The organism is Stenotrophomonas sp. Steno-Z1 (genome assembly GCF_056393175.1).
On sequence record NZ_JBWJPB010000001.1, the window covers coordinates 714,426 to 736,405 of the forward strand.

18 protein-coding genes are annotated in these 21,980 nt (G+C 69.4%); 12 read left to right on the plus strand and 6 right to left on the minus strand.

Translation table 11 applies throughout. The annotated features are described in order from the left end of the window. Positions 1 to 10 precede the first annotated feature (10 nt). Together AC06FD_RS03020 and AC06FD_RS03025 are read left to right on the plus strand one after the other, a co-directional pair. Complete coding sequence (locus AC06FD_RS03020; protein ID WP_259203484.1) at positions 11 to 1,891, plus strand: formylglycine-generating enzyme family protein; 1,881 nt, start codon at positions 11 to 13, stop codon at positions 1,889 to 1,891. Between the two features lie 95 nt (positions 1,892 to 1,986). Further along, positions 1,987 to 2,889, plus strand: coding sequence for a M48 family metallopeptidase (locus tag AC06FD_RS03025; RefSeq protein ID WP_478076946.1), 903 nt, complete (start codon positions 1,987 to 1,989; stop codon positions 2,887 to 2,889). Between the two features lie 19 nt (positions 2,890 to 2,908). On the opposite strand, the gene xseA is transcribed toward AC06FD_RS03025, so the two are convergent. Both xseA and queG read right to left on the minus strand, forming a co-directional pair. Continuing rightward, a complete protein-coding gene (gene xseA, locus AC06FD_RS03030) occupies positions 2,909 to 4,249 on the minus strand; it encodes an exodeoxyribonuclease VII large subunit (RefSeq protein WP_259203480.1) in 1,341 nt (446 codons plus the stop codon). Between the two features lie 45 nt (positions 4,250 to 4,294). After that, positions 4,295 to 5,383 carry a tRNA epoxyqueuosine(34) reductase QueG gene (gene queG / locus AC06FD_RS03035; protein WP_259203478.1) on the minus strand — a complete coding sequence of 363 codons (1,089 nt, stop codon included), beginning with the start codon at positions 5,381 to 5,383 and terminating at the stop codon, positions 4,295 to 4,297. Between the two features lie 23 nt (positions 5,384 to 5,406). Here queG and AC06FD_RS03040 point away from each other — a divergent pair, with 23 nt between their 5' ends. The 6 genes from AC06FD_RS03040 to AC06FD_RS03065 all read left to right on the plus strand — a co-directional run bounded on the left by AC06FD_RS03040 (position 5,407) and on the right by AC06FD_RS03065 (position 13,051). Further along, the gene (locus AC06FD_RS03040) at positions 5,407 to 6,894 is read left to right on the plus strand and encodes an NAD(P)H-hydrate dehydratase (RefSeq protein WP_478076947.1); all 1,488 of its coding nucleotides are present in this window, start codon (positions 5,407 to 5,409) and stop codon (positions 6,892 to 6,894) included. Next, the gene (gene tsaE / locus AC06FD_RS03045) at positions 6,891 to 7,373 is read left to right on the plus strand and encodes a tRNA (adenosine(37)-N6)-threonylcarbamoyltransferase complex ATPase subunit type 1 TsaE (protein WP_394162458.1); all 483 of its coding nucleotides are present in this window, start codon (positions 6,891 to 6,893) and stop codon (positions 7,371 to 7,373) included. The genes AC06FD_RS03040 and tsaE overlap by 4 nt, the downstream gene beginning before the upstream one ends. An 88-nt stretch (positions 7,374 to 7,461) precedes the next feature. After that, a complete protein-coding gene (locus AC06FD_RS03050; RefSeq protein ID WP_478076948.1) occupies positions 7,462 to 9,033 on the plus strand; it encodes an N-acetylmuramoyl-L-alanine amidase in 1,572 nt (523 codons plus the stop codon). Between the two features lie 248 nt (positions 9,034 to 9,281). Then, complete coding sequence (mutL, locus tag AC06FD_RS03055; RefSeq protein WP_478076949.1) at positions 9,282 to 11,150, plus strand: DNA mismatch repair endonuclease MutL; 1,869 nt, start codon at positions 9,282 to 9,284, stop codon at positions 11,148 to 11,150. 17 nt (positions 11,151 to 11,167) lie between these two features. Next, the gene (locus AC06FD_RS03060; protein ID WP_449336492.1) at positions 11,168 to 12,097 is read left to right on the plus strand and encodes a DUF1684 domain-containing protein; all 930 of its coding nucleotides are present in this window, start codon (positions 11,168 to 11,170) and stop codon (positions 12,095 to 12,097) included. 3 nt (positions 12,098 to 12,100) lie between these two features. After that, positions 12,101 to 13,051 carry a TraB/GumN family protein gene (locus AC06FD_RS03065; protein WP_478076950.1) on the plus strand — a complete coding sequence of 317 codons (951 nt, stop codon included), beginning with the start codon at positions 12,101 to 12,103 and terminating at the stop codon, positions 13,049 to 13,051. Between the two features lie 74 nt (positions 13,052 to 13,125). Here the strand turns inward: AC06FD_RS03065 and phaR are convergent, their stop codons facing one another. From phaR to gluQRS, 3 genes are all read right to left on the minus strand, one after another. Beyond that, positions 13,126 to 13,647 carry a polyhydroxyalkanoate synthesis repressor PhaR gene (phaR, locus tag AC06FD_RS03070; protein WP_259203470.1) on the minus strand — a complete coding sequence of 174 codons (522 nt, stop codon included), beginning with the start codon at positions 13,645 to 13,647 and terminating at the stop codon, positions 13,126 to 13,128. Between the two features lie 361 nt (positions 13,648 to 14,008). Beyond that, positions 14,009 to 14,749: an acetoacetyl-CoA reductase gene (phbB, locus tag AC06FD_RS03075; RefSeq protein ID WP_159497296.1), complete on the minus strand. Its 741-nt coding sequence runs from the start codon at positions 14,747 to 14,749 to the stop codon at positions 14,009 to 14,011. A gap of 71 nt (positions 14,750 to 14,820) precedes the next feature. Continuing rightward, the gene (gene gluQRS, locus AC06FD_RS03080) at positions 14,821 to 15,705 is read right to left on the minus strand and encodes a tRNA glutamyl-Q(34) synthetase GluQRS (RefSeq protein ID WP_259203469.1); all 885 of its coding nucleotides are present in this window, start codon (positions 15,703 to 15,705) and stop codon (positions 14,821 to 14,823) included. A 93-nt stretch (positions 15,706 to 15,798) separates the two neighbouring features. Here gluQRS and htpX point away from each other — a divergent pair, with 93 nt between their 5' ends. Next, positions 15,799 to 16,671, plus strand: coding sequence for a protease HtpX (gene htpX, locus AC06FD_RS03085; RefSeq protein WP_449336494.1), 873 nt, complete (start codon positions 15,799 to 15,801; stop codon positions 16,669 to 16,671). A 456-nt stretch (positions 16,672 to 17,127) separates the two neighbouring features. Here htpX and AC06FD_RS03090 read toward each other — a convergent pair whose 3' ends face one another. Continuing rightward, positions 17,128 to 17,955, minus strand: a complete 828-nt coding sequence (locus tag AC06FD_RS03090) for an inositol monophosphatase family protein (protein WP_259203467.1) — start codon at positions 17,953 to 17,955, stop codon at positions 17,128 to 17,130. 121 nt (positions 17,956 to 18,076) lie between these two features. Between AC06FD_RS03090 and AC06FD_RS03095 the strand changes: the two genes are divergently transcribed. The 3 genes from AC06FD_RS03095 (at position 18,077) to AC06FD_RS03105 (ending at position 21,957) form a co-directional block, all read left to right on the plus strand. Continuing rightward, a complete protein-coding gene (locus AC06FD_RS03095) occupies positions 18,077 to 18,847 on the plus strand; it encodes an RNA methyltransferase (RefSeq protein ID WP_478076951.1) in 771 nt (256 codons plus the stop codon). Between the two features lie 63 nt (positions 18,848 to 18,910). After that, positions 18,911 to 19,834 (plus strand): phosphate/phosphite/phosphonate ABC transporter substrate-binding protein, encoded by a 924-nt coding sequence (locus AC06FD_RS03100; RefSeq protein ID WP_449336158.1) that lies wholly within the window; start codon positions 18,911 to 18,913, stop codon positions 19,832 to 19,834. Next, positions 19,831 to 21,957 carry a putative bifunctional diguanylate cyclase/phosphodiesterase gene (locus AC06FD_RS03105; RefSeq protein WP_259203464.1) on the plus strand — a complete coding sequence of 709 codons (2,127 nt, stop codon included), beginning with the start codon at positions 19,831 to 19,833 and terminating at the stop codon, positions 21,955 to 21,957. Before AC06FD_RS03100 ends, AC06FD_RS03105 begins: the two co-directional genes overlap by 4 nt. Positions 21,958 to 21,980: the final 23 nt, after the last annotated feature.

Consider the following 21,980-nt stretch of genomic DNA (forward strand, 5'->3'; position numbering starts at 1 on the left):
AAGGAACCCGATGTTGCGCACTTCTGCTCCCTTCCTGCCGTTGCTGGCAGCGCTGCTGCTCGCGCTGGCGGCGTGTTCGGCCGACGCGCCCGCGCCGGCCGCCGCCCCGACGGCGCCCCGGGCGGCCGCGCGTACCGCCGCGGCGGCCGTTCCGCCCGCCGCGCAGGTGACCATCGGCGGAGAGGACGCGGCCGAAACCGTGGCGCGCTGGCAGCCGCCGGCGGTGCAGATCGCCGACGATGCGGTGGCCGCCGCGCGGCGCAAGGCGGCACAGGCGTTCGAACAGGACCGGCTGTACGCCGACGAAGAGGCGGCGATTCCGATCTGGCTGGCGTTGCTGCAGCGCGACGGCAAGGACCGCCAGGCGCTGGCCGGACTCAAGCAGGCACGCTTGCGCCTTCTGGAAGAGGCCGGTGCACTGCTGTCGCGGCCCTTGAAGCAGCGCGAAGCGCTGGCGCAGGCGAGTGACATGGCGCTGGTGCTGCTGGCGATCGCGCCCGAGGATGCGCGCGTGCGCCAACTGCAGTCGCGCGTGGAGATCGCCCAGCGCGTGATCGCGTACAACCGCGCCGGCGAAGACGACCTGCGCGCCGGTCGGGTGGGTGAGGATGGCGATGGCGCGATCCCCAATTTCCGCGAGGCGCTGCGCTTGAACCCGGATGACGTGCGCGCGCGGCAGGGGCTGGCCGCCGCCGAGAGCGCGTTGATCGGCCGGGCCGAAACGGCCGCGCGCGCCGGGGATTTCGCCACTGCCGGCACCTGGCTGGCCGAGGCGGCGAAGGTGCGCGACTCGTCCATCACCATCGCCGATGCGTTCGAACGCGTTGAACGCATCCGGGCCGATACGCTGACCCGGCTTCGCGACGAGGGCCTGCGCGACCTGACCACGCCGCAGGGGCTGAAGCCGGCGCGCGAGAAGCTCGAAGATGCGCTGCGCATTGCCTTGCCGGGCGATCCGGTGGTGGCGCAGTTGCGCGAGCGCATCGAGCTGGTGACCCACTACGGCAGCTTCCGGCCGCGCCAGGTGTTCAGCGATGCGCTGCGCGATGGCGGCCGCGGGCCGCAGATGATCGTGGTGCCGCACGGCGGCTTCCAGATGGGCGCCGGCGACAACGAGCGCGGCGCCACCGATGCCGAAAAGCCTTCGCATTACGTGCGCTTCGAGCGCGGCTTCGCGATGTCGATCACCGAGGTCACCGTGGCCGATTTCCGGCGCTACGTGCTGGCCAGCAACGCACGCCCGCGCGCGACCCGGCGCGGGCACTCGATCGTCTACGACGAACGCAGCGGCAACTTCGTGCGCCACAGCGGGGTGGACTGGCGGTCGGATTACAACGGCGCGCCGGCGATCGCCAATTCGCCGGTCATGCACGTGAGCGTGCGCGATGCCGAGAACTACGCGACCTGGCTGTCCGAGCAGACCGGGCGTTCCTACCGCCTGCCCAGCGAGGCCGAGTTCGAGTATGTGGTGCGCGCCGGCAGCAGCGGCCGTTACCCCTGGGGCGATGCCGGCACGCCGCCGGCCGGGGCGGGCAACTTCACCGGTGCCGAGGACGTCTCCCCGACCGGGCGACGCTGGTACAACGCCTTCGTCGGCTATGGGGATGGCTGGTGGGGGCCGGCGCCGGTCGGCAGTTTCGAGGCCAACGCCTGGGGGGTGCACGATGTGGCCGGCAATCTCAGCGAATGGGTGGCCGATTGCTGGCACGCCAGTTACCGGCGTGCGCCGGCCGATGGCGCGGCCTGGTTCAACCCGGGCTGCCGGCAGCGGGTGATCCGTGGCGGCAACTGGGCCAATGCGCCGGACCAGACCCGGGCGGCGTGGCGGCAATCGCAGGACTCGGATACCACCAGCGCCCGGATCGGCTTCCGCCTGGTCCGCGGTATCTGAGTCGTGCCGGGCGGCACTCACGTCGCGTCCCGCCGCAGCCACTACCATGACGCCGTGCCGGCCAGCGTGCGCCGGTCCCGCCAGGAATCTGCAACATGCGCAACGATCCATTCGGTGGTCAACAACAGGGCCGGGCCCGGCGCCCGGGTATGTTCGGCAACATCCGCTGGTGGGTGCTGCTGGCCTTTGCCGGGTATGCGGCGTTCTACTGGTTCTCCAACCGGGCGGTCGACCCGTACACCGGGGAGAGCGTGCTGATCGACAGTTCGCTCGATGCCAGCGAGGAAAAGGCGCTGGGCCTGCAGGCCTACCAGGAGATCCTGGCCCAGGAGCGGCCGCTGGACCCCAACGCGCAGGTCTCGCGCGACGTGCGCGCGATCGCGCAGCGGCTGATCAGCAAGGTGGACGTGGTGGAGACCGCGCTGGCCGAGGAGCATGGGCTGAAGCCGGCGCACTTTTCGCGCGACTTCGAGTGGGAAGTGAATGTCATCCAGTCCGACCAGGCCAATGCGTTCTGTCTGCCCGGCGGCAAGATGGCCGTCTATACCGGGTTGATCCCGGTGGCGCGCACGGTCGATGCGATGGCGGTGGTGATGGGCCATGAAATCGCGCACGCGCTGCTGCGGCACGGTGCCCAGCGCATGGCCCAGCAGAAGCTGACCCAGATCGGGCAGATGGCCGGCGCGGCCAGCGGCATGGACCCGCAGCAGCAACAGATGGTGATGTCGGCGATGGGCTATGGCTACCTGTTGCCGTATGCGCGCAGCCACGAAACCCAGGCCGATGAGGTCGGGCTGATGCTGGCCGCCGCGGCGTGTTTCGATCCGCGCGAGGCGATCCCGCTGTGGGAGCGCATGGGCCAGAGCAGCGGAGGGCAGGCCCCGCCGGAATTCTCTTCCACCCATCCCAACCCCGGCACCCGCATCCAGAACCTGCAGGCGCTGATGCCCAAGGCGATGGAATACCGGCAGAAATACTGCGAAGGCGCGCGCCCGTGATCCTGGTCGGCGTTCGTGGTCAGCGCGCCGGTTCCTTGACCACGACGTCGATCACCCCGTCCTGCACGCGTGCCTTCAGCGCGTCGCCCGGGCGCACCTGCAACGGTGACCGCACCAGGCTGCCGTCGTCCTCGCGGGTAAGGATGCTGTAACCGCGCGCCACGGTGGCCAACGGGCTGACCGCTTCCATCGAACGGGCCAGGCCGCGCAGGCGCAACTGGTCGCGCTGAAGCTGGCGGTCGATCGCCGCCGCGGCGCGCGGCTGCAGGCGCTGCAGGCGCTCGCGCAGGGCGTCCAGGCGACGCTGCGGATGCCCGTTGCGCAGCACCACGGCGGCATGCCGCAGCTGCGCCTGGCGGCGTTCCTGTTGCTGCCGCCACACGCTGGCCAAGCGCCGCGCCAGGTCCTGCTGGCGGCGTTGCAGCAGTTGCAGGCGCGCCTGCGGGCCTTGTGCATTCAAGCGCAGCAACGCCCGGTCGGCGCGCTGCATCGCCTGGCCCAGGCCATGCCGTTGCAGCTGCACCATCCGCGCCGCCAACCGGCGCACGTGCAGCTGCAGGTCGCGCTTGTCGGGCACCAGCAGCTCGGCGGCCACCGACGGGGTAGGCGCGCGCAGGTCGGCGGCGAAGTCGGCCAGGCTGAAGTCGGTTTCGTGGCCCACCGCCGACACCACCGGGGTCTGGCTGGCGGCGATGGCGCGGGCGAGGTGCTCATCGTTGAAGGCCCACAGGTCTTCCAGCGAGCCACCGCCGCGGGTCAGCAGGATCACGTCGTAGCGCCCGCTGGCATCGGCAGCCCGCAGCAGCGCGGTGATCTGCGCTGCGGCGTTGTCGCCCTGCACCAGGCTCGGCAGCAGGTCCACCTCGAGCAGCGGGAAGCGGCGCGCCAGCACGCTGAGCACGTCGCGCACGGCCGCGCCGGTGGGCGAGGTGATGACGGCCAGGCGGCGTACGTGGGTGGGCAGCGCGCGCTTGCGCTCGGCCGCGAACAGGCCCTCCGCCTCCAGCCGCGCCTTGAGCTGCTCATAGGCGCGGCGCAGCGCGCCTTCGCCGGCTTCCTCCATGTGGTCCAGCACCAGCTGGTACTCGCCACGCGCTTCGTACAGGGTCAGGCGGCCACGCGCGAGTACGCGCATGCCGTCGCGCGGGACGAACTTCAGCCACTGGCTCTTGGGCTTGAACAGCGCCGCGCGGATCTGCGCGCGCGCGTCCTTCAGGGTGAAATACATGTGGCCCGACGCCGGGCGGGTGACGCTGCCCAGTTCGGCCTCCACCCAGATCAGCGGGAAGGCGCCTTCCAGCAGGTCGCGGGCCAGGATGTTGAGCTGGCTGGGCGTGAGGATCTGCGCGCTGCGGTCCATGGTCGGGTCAAACGGTACGAACGGGCGCCCATGGTCGCATACGCGTCACGGCCGCGGGTCGCGCGCGGCGTGCTGCTGCAGCGCCCACTGCACATGTTCGCGCACGATCGGCGAGGCGTGCTCGCGGCGCGCGTGCAGCGCGGCCAGGGTGTCGGCGTGGGTGGGGGCATTGCCCAGCGCCACGGCGATGTTGCGCAACCAGCGCTCGTGCCCGCTGCGCCGGATCGGGCTGCCTTCGGTGCGGCGCAGGAATTCGTCTTCCTCCCACGCGAACAGCTGCGCCAGCGACGCGGTGTCCAGGTCGTTGCGCGCACGGAAATCCGGCTCGTCGGTACGCCGGGCGAACTTGTTCCAGGGGCACACCAGCTGGCAGTCGTCGCAGCCGTAGATGCGGTTGCCCATCAACGGTCGCATCGCTTCGGGGATCGGGCCATCGTGCTCGATGGTCAGGTAGGAGATGCAGCGCCGGGCATCCAGCCGCTGCGGCGCGATGATGGCCTGGGTCGGGCAGACGTCGATGCAGCGCGTGCAGGTGCCGCAGTGCGCCGTGGCCGGGGTGTCCACCGGCAGCGGCAGGTCGATGTAGATCTCGCCCAGGAAGAACCACGAGCCGCCCTGGCGGTCGATCAGGCAGGTGTGCTTGCCGATCCACCCGAGCCCGGCATTGCGGGCCAGCGCGCGCTCCAGCACCGGCGCCGAATCGACGAAGACGCGGTAGCCGAAGGCGCCGATCTCCGCGGCGATCGCATCGGCAAACTTCTGCAGGCGGTTGCGCATCAGCTTGTGGTAATCGCGGCCCAGCGCATAGCGCGCCACGTAGGCACGGTCGCCATCGTGCAGCGTGTCCCAGGCCTGGGCATCGTCCTTGTGGCCGTAGTCCATGCCCACCGAGATCACCCGCACCGTGCCAGGCAGCAGTTCGGCCGGGCGCGCGCGCATCGTGCCGTGCCGCGCCATCCACTCCATCGTGCCGTACAGGCCCTTGCCCAGCCAATCGGCCAGGTGCGCTTCGTCCTCGCCGAGGTCGATGCCGGACACGCCGCAGCGCTGGAAACCGTGCACGCGCGCGATCTCGCGCACGCGCTGGGCGGCGCGGGCCAGGTCGACGGGGGCGGGGAGCGGAACAGCAGACATGGCGACAAGTATAGAATCCCGGCATGCCTGAGCTTGCTGAACTGTTCGATGTAGCCGCCGCGCGCCGGATCGACGCGGAGGCCAGCGCGCGGCTGGGCGACGGCGGGGCGAGCCTGATGGAGCAGGCCGGCCAGGCTGCCTGGCAGTGCCTGCTGGAACGCTGGCCGCAGGCCCGGCGCATCTGCGTGGTGGCCGGGCCCGGCAACAATGGCGGCGACGGCTACGTGCTGGCCCGGCTGGCGCGCCGGGCCGGGCGTCATGTGCAGGTGCTGCGGCTGGCCGGCGACGGCGCCGCCACCCTGCTGGCGCAGGCCGCGCTGCAGGCGTGGCGGGATGCCGGCGGCGAAGAGGCGTGCTTCAGCGGCGCGCTGCCAGCGACTGATGTTGTCGTCGATGCGCTCTACGGACTGGGCCTGAACCGCGCGCCGGCAGGGGATGCGAAGGCGCTGATCGAGACGATCAACGCCGCTGCGCTGCCGGTGCTGTCGCTGGACGTGCCCAGCGGCGTCGCTGCGGGCACCGGCGCGGTGCCCGGCGTGGCCATCCGCGCCCACCTCACCCTGCAGTTCATCGTGAGGCACCGCGGCCTGTACACCGGCGATGCGCTGGAGTACGTGGGCGAGCGCCGGCTGGCGCCGCTGCAGGTGCCCGATGCCGCGCTGACCGACGTGCCGCCTGCAGCCAGTGTCTGGGCGCAGGCGCGCCTGGCGGCGTTGCTGCCGGCGCGGCGCGCCAATACGCACAAGGGCGAATCCGGGCATGTGCTGTGCGTGGGCGGCAACCACGGCAGTGGCGGAGCGGTGATGCTGGCCAGCGAAGCGGCCCTGCGTGCCGGCGCGGGGCTGGTCAGCGTGGCCACCCAGGCCGCCCACGCGGCGCCGTTGCTGGCGCGACTGCCCGAGGCCATGGTGCACGCGGTCGAAAACGCCGGCGACCTGCAGGCGCTGTTTCCGCGCGCCAGGGTGATCGCCATCGGCCCCGGCCTCGGCCAGGACGACTGGGCGCATGAACTGTGGCGGCAGGTGCTGGCCAGCGGCACGCCGCTGGTGATCGATGCCGATGCCCTGAACCTGCTGGCCGCCGCGCCGCAGGTGGTTCACGGCGCCATCCTCACCCCGCACCCGGGTGAGGCCGCACGACTGCTTGGCTGCAGCACCGCGCAGGTGCAGGCGGATCGTTTCGCCGCTGCGCACCAGCTGGCCGAGCGCTTCCACGCGGTGGTCGTGCTGAAGGGGGCCGGCACGCTGGTCGCCGCACCGGGCCAGCGCCCCCGAGTCATCGCGGCGGGCAACCCGGGCATGGCCGTGGGTGGCATGGGCGACCTGTTGACGGGCATCATCGCCGCCCTGCGTGCGCAGGGACTGGACGCCTTCGATGCGGCGAGCGCCGGCGCACTGGTGCATGCGCTGGCCGGCGACAGCGCCGCCGCCCAAGGCCAGCGTGGCCTGCTCCCCACCGACCTGCTGGTGCCGCTGCGCCGCCTGGTCAATCCGGAACCCGACATCGCATGATCACGTTTTTCCTGGCCCAGAGCGACGACACCGACCTGCTTGGGCAGTGGCTGGCCGCCACCCGTCCGCCGCAGGCGGTGATGCAGCTGCAGGGCGACCTCGGCGCGGGCAAGTCCACGCTGGCGCGTGCGCTGCTGCGCGCCCTCGGCGTGCAGGGCGCCATCCGCAGCCCGACCTACACGCTGGTGGAGCGGTACCCGTTGGATGACGGGCACGAGGCCTGGCACCTGGACCTGTACCGCATCGGCCAGGCCGAAGAGCTGGATTTCCTGGGCTTGGACGAGGGCAGCGCCTCGCTGTGGCTGGTCGAATGGCCCGAGCGCGGCGCGGGCGCATTGCCGCCGAGCGACCTGCACGTGGCGCTGGACATTGAAGGGCAGGGCCGTCGCGTCCGTCTCACTGCGACCAGCGACGCGGGTCGTGAATGGCTCGCCCGGCTGCCCCAAGGGGGTGACTTGCAGGCCCTTTCTGTCGGCTGACACTAGGAAACACCGGCAGGTTACGGATTATTAAGGGAAAAGGTGTTGCATTTCATTCAGCGCGGTGATTGAATCCTGACCCATGCCAATGGGGAAACCACTCACCGCCATCTGTGCCGCCGTCGGACTGTGTCTGGCGAGCGCCCTGGCGTGGGCGGGCGAAGTCCGCCAGGTGGGCCTGGAGACCGGTGCCACCGGCACCCGCGCGGAAATCGCGCTGTCCGGGAGTGGCGGTTACAAGACCCTGAGCCTCGCCGGCCCGAACCGCCTGGTGGTCGATTTCCCCGACTCCAGCGCCGTCCGCAATCTCAAGCTGCCCGCGCCCACGGGCGTGGTCACCGCCGTGCGCACCGGCCAGCCGGTGCCCGGTACGTTCAGGGTGGTATTCGACCTGGCCGAATCGGTCGCGCCGTTCCGCCCGCAGATGCTCAAGCAGGGCGATGAATCGCGCCTGGTGATCGAATGGCCGGGCGATGCGCCGGCCAGCGTGGCCCGCAGCGCGCCGTCAGCGCCGCCTGCCAGCGCGCCGACGCCGACGTCGAGCGCGGCACCGGCCACCTCCACCGCGACCACCACGGCCGCCGATGCGGCGCAGGCGCGCAGCGATGCCGCCCGCGCCACCGCGCTGCTCACCGCCTCGGTGCGCCAGCAGGCCAGTGCCACGGCGGCCACGCCGGTGCCCAGCCCGGCGACGCCCGCGGCGACGGCCGCCAACGTCGCAGCGGCCGGCAACGCCAACGCCGCCAGCAACTCGGCCACCCCGGCCGCGATCCTCGCCGGGCAGGCCACCGCGGCCGTCGTGTCGGCGCCCACGCCCGCGCCGGTGGTGACCCCGCCGGCCGAGATCCCGCGCCCGGCCATGCCCAGCGATGCCTCACGCATCAAGATGCGCGCGGGCATGCGCCCGCTGGTGGTGGCGATCGATCCCGGTCATGGCGGCCAGGACCCCGGCGCCGTCGGCCCGACCGGCAAGCGCGAAAAGGACATCACCCTGGCCGTGGCCCGCGAACTGGCCCGCCAGGTCAATGCCACCCCGGGCCTGAAGGCCTACCTGACCCGCGACACCGACGTGTTCATTCCGCTGCCGATGCGCGCGCAGAAGGCGCGCGCGGCAAAGGCCGACATCTTCATCTCGATCCACGCCGATGCCGCCGAAAACCGCGCGGCGACCGGTTCGTCGGTGTATGTCCTGTCCACCAAGGGCGCCTCCTCGCAGCGCGCGCGCTGGCTGGCCGACAAGGAAAACGCCGCCGACCTGGTCGGTGGCGTGCGCCTGCAGCAGACCGAAGGGACCCTGGCTAGCGTGCTGCTGGACCTGGCCCAGAGCGGCTATATGAAGGCCTCTGAAGACGCCGCCGGCCACGTGCTGGGTGGCTTGAAGCGGATCGGCAAGAACCACAAGCCCAACATCGAGCGCGCCAACTTCGCGGTGCTGCGCACCTCGGACATGCCGGCGATGCTGGTGGAAACCGCCTTCATCTCCAATCCGGACGAAGAGCGCCGCCTGATCGACCCGGCATACCAGCGCCAGATCGCCGGTGCGGTACTCGATGGCGTGCACACCTTCTTCAGCCGCCAGCCGCCGCCGGGCACGCTTTACGCCGCCCGCGCCGAAGCCGAGATCGACGCGGCCGGCACCGTGGCGGGCGGAAGCAAGTAATCCGCCCGTAGAGCCGACCGTTGGTCGGCTGCCTTTGGCGATGCCAGCCGACCGTTGGTCGGCTGCCTTTGGCGATGCCAGCCGACCGTTGGTCGGCTCTACGTGCAAGCCGACCAACGGTCGGCTCTACGTGCAAGCCGCGCTGCGGCCAGGCACGGGGCGGCGCTACGCTATCATCTACCGATGAAGTCCTGCCCCCACGTTCCCATCGCCTCCGCCCATGCGTCCTCCGTCGTCCGGAGCCCTGCATGAGCATCCGCCAGCTGCCTGAAATCCTGATCAACCAGATCGCCGCCGGCGAAGTCGTCGAGCGGCCTGCGTCGGTGGTCAAGGAACTGGTGGAAAACGCACTGGATGCCGGCGCCACCCGGGTCGACATCGACCTGGAAGAGGGCGGCGTGCGCTTGATCCGCATCCGTGACGATGGCGGCGGGATCGCCCCGGAAGAGCTGCCGCTGGCGGTGTCGCGCCACGCCACCAGCAAGATCGCCAGCCTGGACGACCTCGAAGCCGTGGCCACGCTCGGTTTTCGTGGCGAAGCGTTGCCGTCGATCGCCTCGGTCAGCCGCTTCACCCTGTCCTCGCGCCGCGCCTGCGACGCGCACGGGTCGGCGCTGCAGATCGAGGGCGGCAAGCTGGGCGACGTCACCCCGCGCGCGCATGCGCCGGGCACCACCGTGGAAGTACGCGAGCTGTTCTACAACGTGCCGGCCCGACGCAAGTTCCTGCGTGCCGAGCGCACCGAACTGGGCCACATCGAGGAATGGCTGCGCTCGCTGGCACTGGCGCGCCCGGACGTGGAACTGCGCGTCTCGCACAACGGCAAGCCGTCGCGTCGTTACAAGCCCGGCGACCTCTACTCCGATGCGCGCCTGGGTGAAACCCTCGGCGAGGATTTCGCCGCGCAGTCGTTGCGCGTGGATCACAGCGGCGCCGGCCTGCGCCTGCATGGCTGGATCGCGCAGCCGCATTACTCGCGCGCCAGCACCGACCAGCAATACCTGTACGTCAACGGGCGGTCGGTGCGCGACCGCAGCGTGGCCCACGCGGTGAAGATGGCGTACGGCGACGTGCTGTTCCACGGCCGGCAACCGGCCTACGTGCTGTTCCTGGAGCTGGACCCGACCCGGGTCGACGTCAACGTGCATCCGGCCAAGCACGAAGTGCGCTTCCGCGACTCGCGGCTGATCCACGATTTCGTTTACCGCACCCTGAAAGAAGCGCTGGCCGAGACCCGCGCCGGCATGACCCAGGCCGGGGTCGGGGCCGACGCGGGCGGGTTGCCGCCTGCGGCCTCGCCGAGCACGGGCTATGCCCCCTCGACAGGCGCTTACGCCCTGGCCGGCAACGGGGCGGGCGGCGGCTTCGGCACGCAGTGGCGGCCGCAGCAATCGCCGTTGGGTCTGCAGGTGGCCGATGCGCCCTCGGCGTATGCCGCGTTGTATGCCGCGCCCGCCGGTGCCGGCGTGTCGGCGGGATTGCCACCGATGCCAAGCGAGCACGGCCTGCCGGTCACCGCCGCCGACAGCGGCGTGCCGCCGCTGGGCTATGCGGTCGCGCAGCTGCACGGGATCTATATCCTGGCCGAGAACGCCGAAGGCCTGATCGTGGTCGACATGCATGCCGCGCATGAGCGGATCGGCTACGAACGCCTGAAGACCGCGCACGACGGCATGGGCCTGCATGCGCAGCCGCTGCTGGTGCCGATCACCCTGGCGGTCGGCGAACGCGACGCCGATACCGCCGAGCGCGAGGCCGACACGTTGGTGGCGTTGGGCTTCGAGATCACCCGCTCCGGCCCTGGCTCGCTGCATGTGCGCAGCATTCCGGCGCTGCTGGCCAATGCCGAGCCCGAGGGCCTGCTGCGCGACGTGCTCACCGACCTGCGCGAACACGGCCAGAGCCGGCGCATCGCCACGGCGCGCGACGAGTTGCTCTCGACCATGGCCTGCCATGGCGCGGTGCGGGCCAACCGGCGCTTGACCGTGCCGGAAATGAACGCGCTGCTGCGCGACATGGAAATCACCGAACGCTCGGGTCAGTGCAATCATGGCCGGCCGACCTGGGCTCGTTTTTCGCTGGCGGAGATCGACCGCTGGTTCCTGCGCGGACGTTGAAGGGGGAAAAAATGCGGATGTGGACGAGGGGACTCGGCGCGGCGATGCTGGCGCTGGGATTGGTCGCGTGTGGGGACACGCCGCCGGCACCGGTCGCGGTGGCCGCCGATCCGGCGTTTGCCGCCGAACAACAGCAGTGGCGCCTGCAGCGCTACCAGGAACTGCACGCCGCCGACGGCTGGACCAGCCTGGTCGGCCTGCATTGGCTGGAATACAAGGCCCATTACATCGGCAGCGGCCCGGGCAGCGGCATCCGCCTGGCGGTCGGGCCGGACAAGCTGGGCATGGTGTCGCGCCAGGGCGACAGCGTGTGGTTCACGCCTGAGCGTGGCGTCGCATTGAGCGTGGACGACACGCCGGTCACCGGGCGCATCCGCTTTTTCAGCGATCGTGACGCCACGCCGACCCTGATCCGCTTCGATGGGGGCAAGGGCCAGTTGAGCCTGATCCATCGTGGCGAGCGCTATGCGCTGCGCGTCAAGCACGCCGACGCGCCGACGCGCGCCAGCTTTGCCGGACTGCAGTACTGGCCGGGCGGGCCGGCGTGGCGGATCAGCGCGCGCTTCATCCCGCACGAGCCCGGCAAGACGATGCCGATCGTGGACATCACCGGGCTCACCACGCAGATGCCCAATGCGGGCACGCTGGAGTTCGAGCGCGATGGCCGCACCTGGCGGCTGGAAGCGCTTGGCGAGCCGGGCCGCGAGCTGTTTGTCATCTTCGCCGACCGTACCAGCGGCCATGGCAGCTACCCGGCCGGGCGTTACCTGGACCTGGCTGCGCCGGATGCCAATGGCCAGGTGCTGGTCGATTTCAACCACGCCTACAATCCGCCGTGTGCGTTCACCCCGTTTGCGACCTGTCCGTTGTCGCCGCCGGAAAACCGCCTGGACCTGCGCGTGGACGCAGGCGAGCAGGCCTATCACGCCCCTGAAGGAGAGGCTTGAACCATGTCGATGCTGTCACGTGTGTTGTCTTCGTTGTTGATCGCCGGTGGCCTGCTCGGGGGCATGGGTGCGGCGCAGGCGCGCGGTGATGCGCCGGCCGCCAAGTCCGGCCCGCCGGTGCCGCTGCTGTGGAAGGTGACCGGCCCCGGCGACAGCCGGTTGTACCTGCTGGGCTCGTTCCACATGCTGCGCGCGCAGGACTATCCGCTGGCCGCGGACGTCGACCAGGCGTTCGCCGCCTCCAGGCGCGTGGTGTTCGAGTTGTCGCCGCAGGACATGGAATCCCCGCAGTTGGCCCAGAAACTGGTGCAGGCGGCGGTGCGCACCGATGGCACCGAACTCAAGCGCGACCTCGACGCTGCCACCTGGACCAAACTGCAGGCCTATGCGGCCGACAACCAGCTGCCGCTGGCCCAGTTGCAGGGGATGAAACCGTGGTTCGTCGGCCTCACCATCACCTTGGGCCAGTTCACCAAGATGGGGCTGGACCCCAACCTCGGCCTGGACCGGCACTTCATGGGCCGCGCGGCCGCCGCGGGCAAGCCGACCGCCGGCCTGGAAGACATCGACACGCAGGTCGGCGTGCTGGCCGGCATGTCGATGCAGGAGCAGCAGCAGATGGTGGCCGAGGCGCTGGACCAGGCCGAGAAGGCCGACGTCGAAGGCCGCCGCCTGCATGACGCGTGGCGCCGTGGCGACGACAAGCTGCTGTGGACCTCGATGGCCGCGGAGATGCGCGGCCAGTACCCGCTGCTGTACAAGCGGATCAACACCGATCGCAACGATGCCTGGGTGCCCAAGCTGCAGCAGTACCTGCAGCCCGGCCAGGGCGGCACGCTGGTGGTGGTGGGCGCGCTGCACCTGCTGGGCAATGACGGCGTGGTGGAAAAGCTGAAGTCCAAGGGCTTTGCGGTCGAGCGCATCTGCACCGGGTGCGCCAAGTCCAAGCGCTGACCGGCGCAGCGGGCGGATATGAAAAAGGCGCAGCCGGTGGGCTGCGCCTTTTCGTTGCCGGTGACCGCAGTGACTCAGCGGCGGGTCTTGGTGCCTGGGCCGGGCGCCGGGGCATCCGGCTTGCCGGTGCCGGTGGAGGTGCCGCCCGGGCGGGGGCCGAAGCCGGTGCCCATGTTGCGCTGGAAGTCCTGCCAAAGCTCGAGGTTGCGCTCGGTCAGCTGGTTCATCATCGCCCACGGGGTCTGGCCGAGGAGGTTGCCCATCTGCTGGCGGAACTGCTGCTGCTGGTCCAGGAAGACCTGCATGCTGCGCTCCAGGTAGTTGCCCATGAAGCCCTGCAGCGAATCGCCGTAGAAGCGGATCAACTGGCTCAGCAACTGGGTGGACAGCATCGGTTCGCCGTCCTGTTCCTGGTCGGCGATGATCTGCAGCAGCACCGACCGGGTCAGGTCGTCGCCGCTCTTGGCGTCGCGGACTTCGAAGTCTTCGCCGTCGAGAATGAGCTGGCGCACGTCCTCGATGGTGATGTAACTGGAAATCTCGGTGTCGTAGAGCCGGCGGTTCGGGTATTTCTTGATAATGCGGTTCGCAGCCATGAAACGGTCACTCAGCACACAGTAGGCGCGCAGCATGGCGCAGTGCAGCAGCACATGCAACCGCCGAAAGGCCCATGCGGCGGGGTATCGCGGCCGATTCGTGTTGCGCAGCATGGATCTGCGCGGGGTGCAGCATTTTCCGGTTCCATGGCGGGGCTGTAGCCGGATGGGCCTGCAAACGTTTTCTCGAACAGCGCCGGCAGCATATTGCCCGCGCGGATTCCGTAGAGCCGACCGTTGGTCGGCTGCTCTATGCGCTGCTGCAAGGCAGCCGACCAACGGTCGGCTCTACGTTGCCGGAAGGCAGCCGACCAACGGTCGGCGCTACGTTGGCCGGGAGGCAGCCGACCAACGGTCGGCTCTACCAGCCCATGTGGTGGCCGCCGTTGATGTCCAGGTTCGAGCCGGTGATCCACGAGGCTTCCTCGTTGACCAGGAAGGCAACGGCGTAGGCGATTTCCTCCGGCTTGCCGAGGCGGCCGGTGGGGATGTCGGCGATGATTTTGGCGCGCACTTCGTCGGGCACGGCCATCACCATGTCGGTGGCCACGTAGCCCGGCGAAATCGTATTGACGGTGATCCCGAAGCCGGCGTTCTCGCGGGCCAGGGAGATGGTGAAACCGTGCATGCCGGCCTTGGCGGCGGCGTAGTTGGCCTGGCCGTACTGCCCCTTCAAGCCGTTGATCGAGCTGATCTGGATGACTCGGCCCCAGCCACGGCGGCGCATGCCTTCGATCACCGGGCGGGTCACGTTGAACACCGAGTTGAGGTTGGTGTTGATGACGTCGTGCCACTGGTCCGCGCGCATGCGATGGAAGGTGGTGTCACGGGTGATGCCGGCGTTGTTGACCAGGATCTCGATCGGGCCCAGTGCCGCTTCCACCGCATGGACCATGGCCTCGGCGGTATCCGGGTCGGCGACGTCGCCGGGAAAGATCGCCACGTCGCAGCCGCGCGCCAGCATCATCTCGCGCCATGCCAGGGCTTTGGCGTGGTCACGGTAATTGGTGGCGACCCGATGGCCCTGGTCGGCCAGGCGTTGGCAGATGGCGGTACCGATGCCGCCGGTTCCGCCGGTGACCAGTGCGACGCGAGATGTCATGAGCAGCTACTCCGAAAGGCAGGGCCAACAAGGGGGAAGGCGATTCTGCAACATCGCTGCGGCGATGGGTATCAGGCCGGCGGCATGGCCGGGCCGATGTCGTGGCGGGGCAGGCGCGCCGGGTCGAACCCCGCGCTGGCACGGGCCAGCAGTGCGGCCGGGCTGCCGTCGGCGGGGAGACAGCCCGGGTCCTGGCCGAGCGCGGCCCAGGCCTGGCGCAGGGCGGGCAGGGGATGGGCCGGGTCGAGCGGGTGCGCGGCCTCGGACTTGGACAGCTTGCGGCCGGTGTCGTCCAGCAGCAGCGGCAGGTGCAGGTAAGCCGGGGTGGGCAGGCCGAGCGCGCGCTGCAACAGGATCTGGCGCGGAGTGGAGTCCAGCAGGTCGGCGCCGCGCACGACATCGGTGATGCCCTGCGCATGATCGTCCACCACCACCGCGAGTTGGTAGGCCCAGTAGCCGTCGGCCCGGCGCAGCACGAAGTCGCCCACCTCGGCGTACACGTCCTGCTGGATCGCGCCGCGCAGTCCGTCCACGAAGGCGACGGTGCTGCCCGGCGGCACGCGCAGCCGGATGGCCGGTTGCGCCCGCGCGCTGCGTGCCACGCAGTGATGGTGGATGCCGCCCGCGTCGGCCAGGTCGCTGCGGCTGCAATGGCAGGCAAAGGCCTTGCCGTCGGCGAGCAGGCGGTCGAGGGCCTGCTGGTAAAGGGCGTCGCGCTGGCGCTGATGCACGATCGGCCCATCGCTGGCCAGGCCCAGGGCGGCCAGGGTGGCCAGTTGCTGGTCAACCGCGCCGGGCACGGTGCGCGGCGGGTCGACGTCCTCGATCCGCACCAGCCACTGCCCACGGGCATGCCGGGCCAGCAGCCAACTGCCCAGCGCCGCCAGCAGGGAGCCGGGGTGCAGGGGACCGGTGGGCGAGGGCGCGAAGCGGCCGCGGTAGGGGGAGATGGACATGAACTATGAATCGTCGGTCAGTTTGCGACTTGAATTCAACATGAAGTCCCCGCAGATTTGCAGTCATCAACCTCCAATGAGCGTTATTTCCCCATGTTCAGTCGTATTGCCCTCTTCCTTCTGACCAACCTTGCCGTGCTGGTCCTGGCGGGCATCGTCATGTCGGTGCTGGGCGTCAACCCGGGCCAGATGAGCGGTCTGCTGGTGATGGCGGCCATCTTCGGCTTTGGCGGTTCCTTCATCTCGCTGCTGCTGTCCAAGTGGATGGCCAAGCGCTCCACCGGTGCGGTGGTGATCACCGAGCCGCGTAATCCGACCGAGCGCTGGCTGCTGGCCACCGTCGAGCGCCAGGCGCGCGAAGCGGGTATCGGGATGCCGGAAGTGGCGGTCTACGATGGCCCGGAAATCAATGCCTTCGCCACCGGTGCCAACCGCAACAAGGCCCTGGTGGCAGTGTCCACCGGGCTGCTGCACAACATGAGCGAGGACGAGGCCGAGGCGGTGCTGGGCCACGAGATCGCGCACGTGGCCAACGGCGACATGATCACCATGGCGTTGCTGCAGGGCGTGCTGAATACCTTCGTCATCGTGCTGGCGCGCATCGTCGGCGGGTTCATCGATAGCGCGATCTCGGGCAACCGCGAGGGCGGTGGCCGCGGCTTCGCCTACTACATCATCGTGTTCGTGCTGGAGATGGTGTTCGGCCTGGGCGCGACGGTGATTTCGATGTGGTTCTCGCGTCACCGCGAGTTCCGTGCCGACGCGGGCGGTGCCCACCTGGCCGGCCGCCAGAAGATGATCGCGGCGCTGGAGCGCCTGAAGCTCAACCACGGCCAGAGCACGCTGCCCACCCAGATCGCGGCATTCGGCATCGCCGGCTCGACCGCGAAGAAGCTCTTCATGAGCCACCCGCCGCTGGAAGATCGCATCGCTGCGCTGAAGGCGGCAGGCGCCACCGTCAGCTGATTCCTGCGCCAGCCACGCTGAAATGAAAACGCCCGGCTTCGGCCGGGCGTTTTTTTGGTTCTTCGTCAAACGCCAGTTCCACCAGCATGAGCGTGGGTGTATCTGCGGGCAAGCCACCAGGTACAGGACAAACGAACCCCATTCGCTGCGTCTCGTCTCGTCTTGCCTTGCTTGCCTGCAAAAAACCACCAGCCAACTGTCTGGGGCGGGGGTGGGTGAGGCCGCGGGGCCCGTTTTGCGCCATGGATGGCGCAAAAGGAGCTTACATGGACGTACTTGCAGCGTGCCCCGCGGCCTCACCCACCCCCGCCCAGCCCGACCCAGGCGCACATCCGCAGCGGTTGACCTGGCCGTTGACGTTGCACTTGCTCACCACCCACCACCCACCAAGGCCGGCCACCCAAACAACAACGGCGCCCGAAGGCGCCGTCGTCGAGGTGTCGCACAAGCGGTGGATCAGAACTTGGCGTCGAACTCTGCCGCGTAGCCGGTGTTGACCAGCACCTTCTGCAGCACGTCGGTGTTCTTCACGTTGCCCGCCACGATCTGCTGGGTCTCCGGGCCGCGGCTGTCCATGCGGGCCGGCGTGGCGCCCTTGAAATCGCAGACCCGACCGCCGGCCTCGCGGACCAGCAGCACGCCGGCGGCGATGTCCCAGGCCTTCACGCCGGCCTCGAAATACGCATCGGCACGACCGCAGGCCACGTAGGCCAGGTCCAAGGCTGCCGAACCGGTGCGGCGCACGTCTTCGGCGTGCACCAGCAGCGCGTCGACCGCCTTCAACTGCGCGCTCGTACGCTGACGCTCGCGCGGGGCGAAACCGGTGTGGATCATCGCCCCGGCCATGTCCTTGCGGTCGGCCACGCGGATGCGACGGTCGTTCAGCACCGCGCCGGCACCCCGGCTGGCGGTGAACAGCTCATTGCGGAGCGGATCGAAGATCACCGCGTCGATCGGCTCGCCGTTCTCGACCAGGGCGATCGACACGCAGTAGTGCGGGAAGCCGCGCAGGTAGTTGCTGGTGCCGTCCAGCGGGTCGATCACCCACATGTACCGGTTCACGGCCTGCACGCCGCCTTCCTCGGCCATGATCCCGTACTCGGGATAGGCGCGCTTGAGTTCCTTGATGATGACCTTTTCCGCATCCGCATCGACTTCACTGGCATAGTCCATGCGCCCCTTCTGCACGACGTTCAACGCCTCGAGCTTGTTGATGTTGCGCAACAGGACGTTGCCGGCGAGGCGGGCGGCCTTGACCATGACGGTGACGGCGGGTTTCTGCATGGCGAAAAGCTCCCGGAAAGGCAGAGTAGGGGGTACTGGCGGGGGAAAAGAGCGGTCCCGGCGCAGAGGCCGGTCGCACAGTTTACCATCTGTGGCTTGTCTGCTCGCGTTTGGCCTGTTCATGTCCATTGAAACCGCTCCTTCCCGTATCCGATTCGTCCTCGTCGGCACCCAGCACCCCGGCAACATGGGCGCCGCGGCGCGCGCCATGAAGACCATGGGCCTGGGCCGGCTGGTCTTGGTAGCCCCGGAAAAGCCGCTGGATGAAGAAGCGTTCAGGCGCTCGGCCGGTGCCGAGGACGTGCTCGGCGATGCCCCGGTCGTGGCTAGCCTGGCCGAGGCCGTCGCCGATTGCACCCTGGTGCTGGGCTGCACCGCCCGCGCCCGCCGCGTCCAGCTTGAAGAGCTGCTGCCCACCGTGGCCGCCCAGCGCGCCCTGGCCAAGGCCGCCGAGCCGGGCGCCGAAGTGGCGTTCGTGTTTGGCCGCGAGCGCACCGGCCTCACCAATGAAGAACTGCAGCTGTGCCACCTGGCCGTGCATATCCCGTCCCACCCCGATTTCAGCTCGCTCAACCTGGCAGCCGCCGTCCAGGTGCTGGCCTATGAGCTGCGCATGGCCGTGCTCGGTGGCGTCGAAGGCGCCGCCCCGGCCGATCCCGAACACCGCGAACAACCGGCCAGCCACGCCCAGGTCGAGGGCCTGTTCGGCCAGCTTGGCCAGACCCTGGACGAAATCGATTTCCACAAGGGCCGCGCCCCGGATTCGGCGATGCGCAAGCTGCGCCGCCTGTTCCTGCGTACCGAACTGAGCGAACAGGAAGTCCGCCTGCTGCGCGGCATCCTCGCCGATGCACAGCGGATGGCGCGATTGGCCAACAATACGCCCGAATGAGCTGACGCAGTTCTCACTTTTTCGGGTAGGCTGTTCGGATTCCTTGGGGGGGGGCGAATGGGAGTGCCGGGTCTGCGATGGCTGTTGCAGGGAGGTCTGCTGTGTCTGGCCATCGCCTTGATGACCGGATCCGCCGCTGCCGGTCCCCACAACGTGCTGGTGCTGGGACGGATCAGCGACAACCCCAAGTCACACTATGCGCAACTGCAGCCCCTGCTCGATTACGTGGTCCCGCGCATGCGCGATGTCGGCATTACCGAAGGTCGCATCCTGATGGCGCCCGACGCCCAGCAGATGGCCAGCTACCTGCGCCGCGGCCGCGTTGACTGGGTCACCGAGACCTCCGGCACCGCCGTGGCGCTGGGCATGCGCAGTGGCGCCCAGCCGCTGCTGCTGACCGAGCGCAGTGGCGTGCGCGACTACCACACCGTGTTCTTCGTGCGCCGCGGCAGCCCGATCGTGTCCCTGGCCGACCTCAAGGGCCACACCCTCGCCTTGCAGAACGTGGCCTCCACCAGTGCCTACCTGGTGCCGGTGATGACGTTGCTGGAGCAGGGCCTGACCCCGGAGATCCTGTTGTCCGCGCGCGATGCGGCCGCCCCCGACACCGTGGGCTATGTGTTCGCGCGCAGCGAGGGCAATATCGCCACGCTGGTCCACAAGGGCGTGGTCGATGCCGGCGCCGTGAGCAGCGTGGACTGGACCGACGGCCATCGGATCCCGGCCAGCTACCTGCGCGACTTCCGCGTGATCCACCGCACCGAGCCGTTCCCGCGGGCAGTGGAAGTGGTGCGCGCCGATCTCGATGCGAAGGTGCGCGAGCGCCTGCAGCAGGTGTTGCTGGAGGCCGCCGGCGATCCGCAGGCGCAGGATGCGTTGCAGACGTTTTTTGGTACGTCCGGGTTCCATCGGGTGGATGCGCAGATGCAGCACCGGTTGGATCAACTGAAACTAGGGCTGGCTCGCGTGCGGATGGAAGTGGAATGAGGCTGTTGGGTTCGGGAATGCAGGCACGCTTCGTGCTGGCGATGAGCGGCGCGATGCTGGTGGTGATCGCGATCGTGGCGGTGGTGCTCGGTCGCCAGGCGGCCATGCAGGATGAGGTCAAGCACCTCAGCGGCAACGTCATCCACGATCTGTTCGACCGCAGCGTGCGCAGTCGCGGCGAAGCCCTGGCGCGCGAGCTGTCCGACGCGCTGGCCAACCCGCTGTATTACAACGACCTGGAACAGGTCGGCGCCCTGGTCCGCAATACCTCGCGGCAGCAGGTGGTGCGCTACGTGCTGGTCTTCGACGAGGACGGCAAGCTGGTCCACGACGGCTCCACCGAGGTGATCGACTTCGGCCGGCCGATGAGCGATCCGCTGGCCGCCGGGGCGGTCGCGGCGCGCGCGCTGGTGGTCCAGGAGTCGCCCAAGGTGCTCGACAACGCGATGCCGATCATGATCGGCAACCAGCGTATCGGCGGGGTCCGGGTAGGCATGGCGCTGGATGACGTGCAGGCCATGGAGCACCGCGCCAACCAGACCCTCGGCGACCGCCTGCAGCAGGTCGGCAAGCGCCACCTGGGCTGGCTGCTGCTGATGCTCGGGCTGCTGCTGGGCATCGGCGTGGGCGTGATCATCTACGTGCAGCGCACCCTGGTCACCCCGATCCGCTTGCTGGCCGCGGCCGCGCGCCAGATCGAGGCGGGCGACTACCGCCCACAGCTGCAGCAGAGCAAGCGCCAGGATGAGGTGGGCGAACTGGTGCGCGCGTTCGGCCGGATGAGCGAGTCGATCGCCCGCCACGACCGCGAAGTGCGGCGCATGGCCTACACCGATGCGCTGACCGGGCTGACCAACCGGCTGGCGTTCCGCGAGGCGCTGGACCATCGGCTGATGGCTGCGCGCGCCTCCAACCACCGTCTGGCGTTGCTGTTTGCCGACATGGACGATTTCAAGCGGGTCAACGACACCCTCGGCCACGAGGCCGGCGACGAGGCGTTGCTGCAGTTCGCCCAGCGCATCAGCACCGCCGTGGCCCAGGCCGGCGGCGACGACGCCCTGCTGGCCCGCTTCGGCGGCGATGAATTCGTGATCCTGCTGGGCGAGGGCGACGTGGCCGCCAGCGCGCGCCAGCTGGCCGAGATCCTGGTGCGCGAGCTGGGCAAGCCGCTGTTCGTGCAGGGCCGGGAGCTGTTCCTGGGCACCTCGATCGGCGTGACCCTGTTCCCCGACGACGCCGCCGATGCGACCACGCTGCTCAAGAACGGCGACATCGCGATGTACCAGGCCAAGATGGCCGGCAAGAACTGCTACCGCTACTACAGCCGGGCCATGGACCATGCGGTCGAGCGCCGCGTGCACATGGAACAGGAGCTGCGCGGGGCGTGGGAGCGCGGTGAGCTGCGCCTGGTCTACCAGCCGATCTTCCGCACCCGCGACCGGCGCATGGTCGGGGTGGAGGTGCTGCTGCGCTGGCAGCACCCGACCCTGGGCACGATCCCGCCGTCGGTGTTCATTGAAGTGGCCGAGCAGAGCGGCCTGATCGAAGTGATCGGCCCCAAGGTGCTGCGCGCGGCCTGCATGGAGGCGGTGCAGTGGCCGCATGGCGTGGACGGCGAAGGCCTGTTCGTGTCGGTCAACGTCTCCCCGCGCCAGTTGCGTGGCGGCGAACTGCCCAGCTTGGTCGCCGACTGCCTGCGCGATACCGGCCTGCCGGCCTCGCGACTGCACCTGGAGCTGACCGAGACAGCGGTGATCGGCGATGAAATGCTGGCCGCGGCCCTGCTCGACAAGCTGCACCGCACCGGGGTGAAGGTGTGGCTGGATGACTTCGGGACCGGCTTCTCGGGCCTGAGCCACCTGCGCCAGGTGCCGGTGGACGGGGTCAAGATCGACAAGAGTTTCGTGGCCGACATGCAGCGCGACCCGGACGACCTGGCCCTCACCACCGCGATCATCGCCATGGCCCACGCCCTGGGCATCACCGTGGTGGCCGAGGGCATCGAGCAGGAAGTGCAGTTCGACCTGCTGGCCCAGCGCGGCTGCGACCTGGCCCAGGGCTACTGGCTGAGCCACCCGATCAGCGCCACCGACGTGGTGCAGATGATCGAATCCGGTATCTAGGGCGCAGATCCACGCCCTGCGTG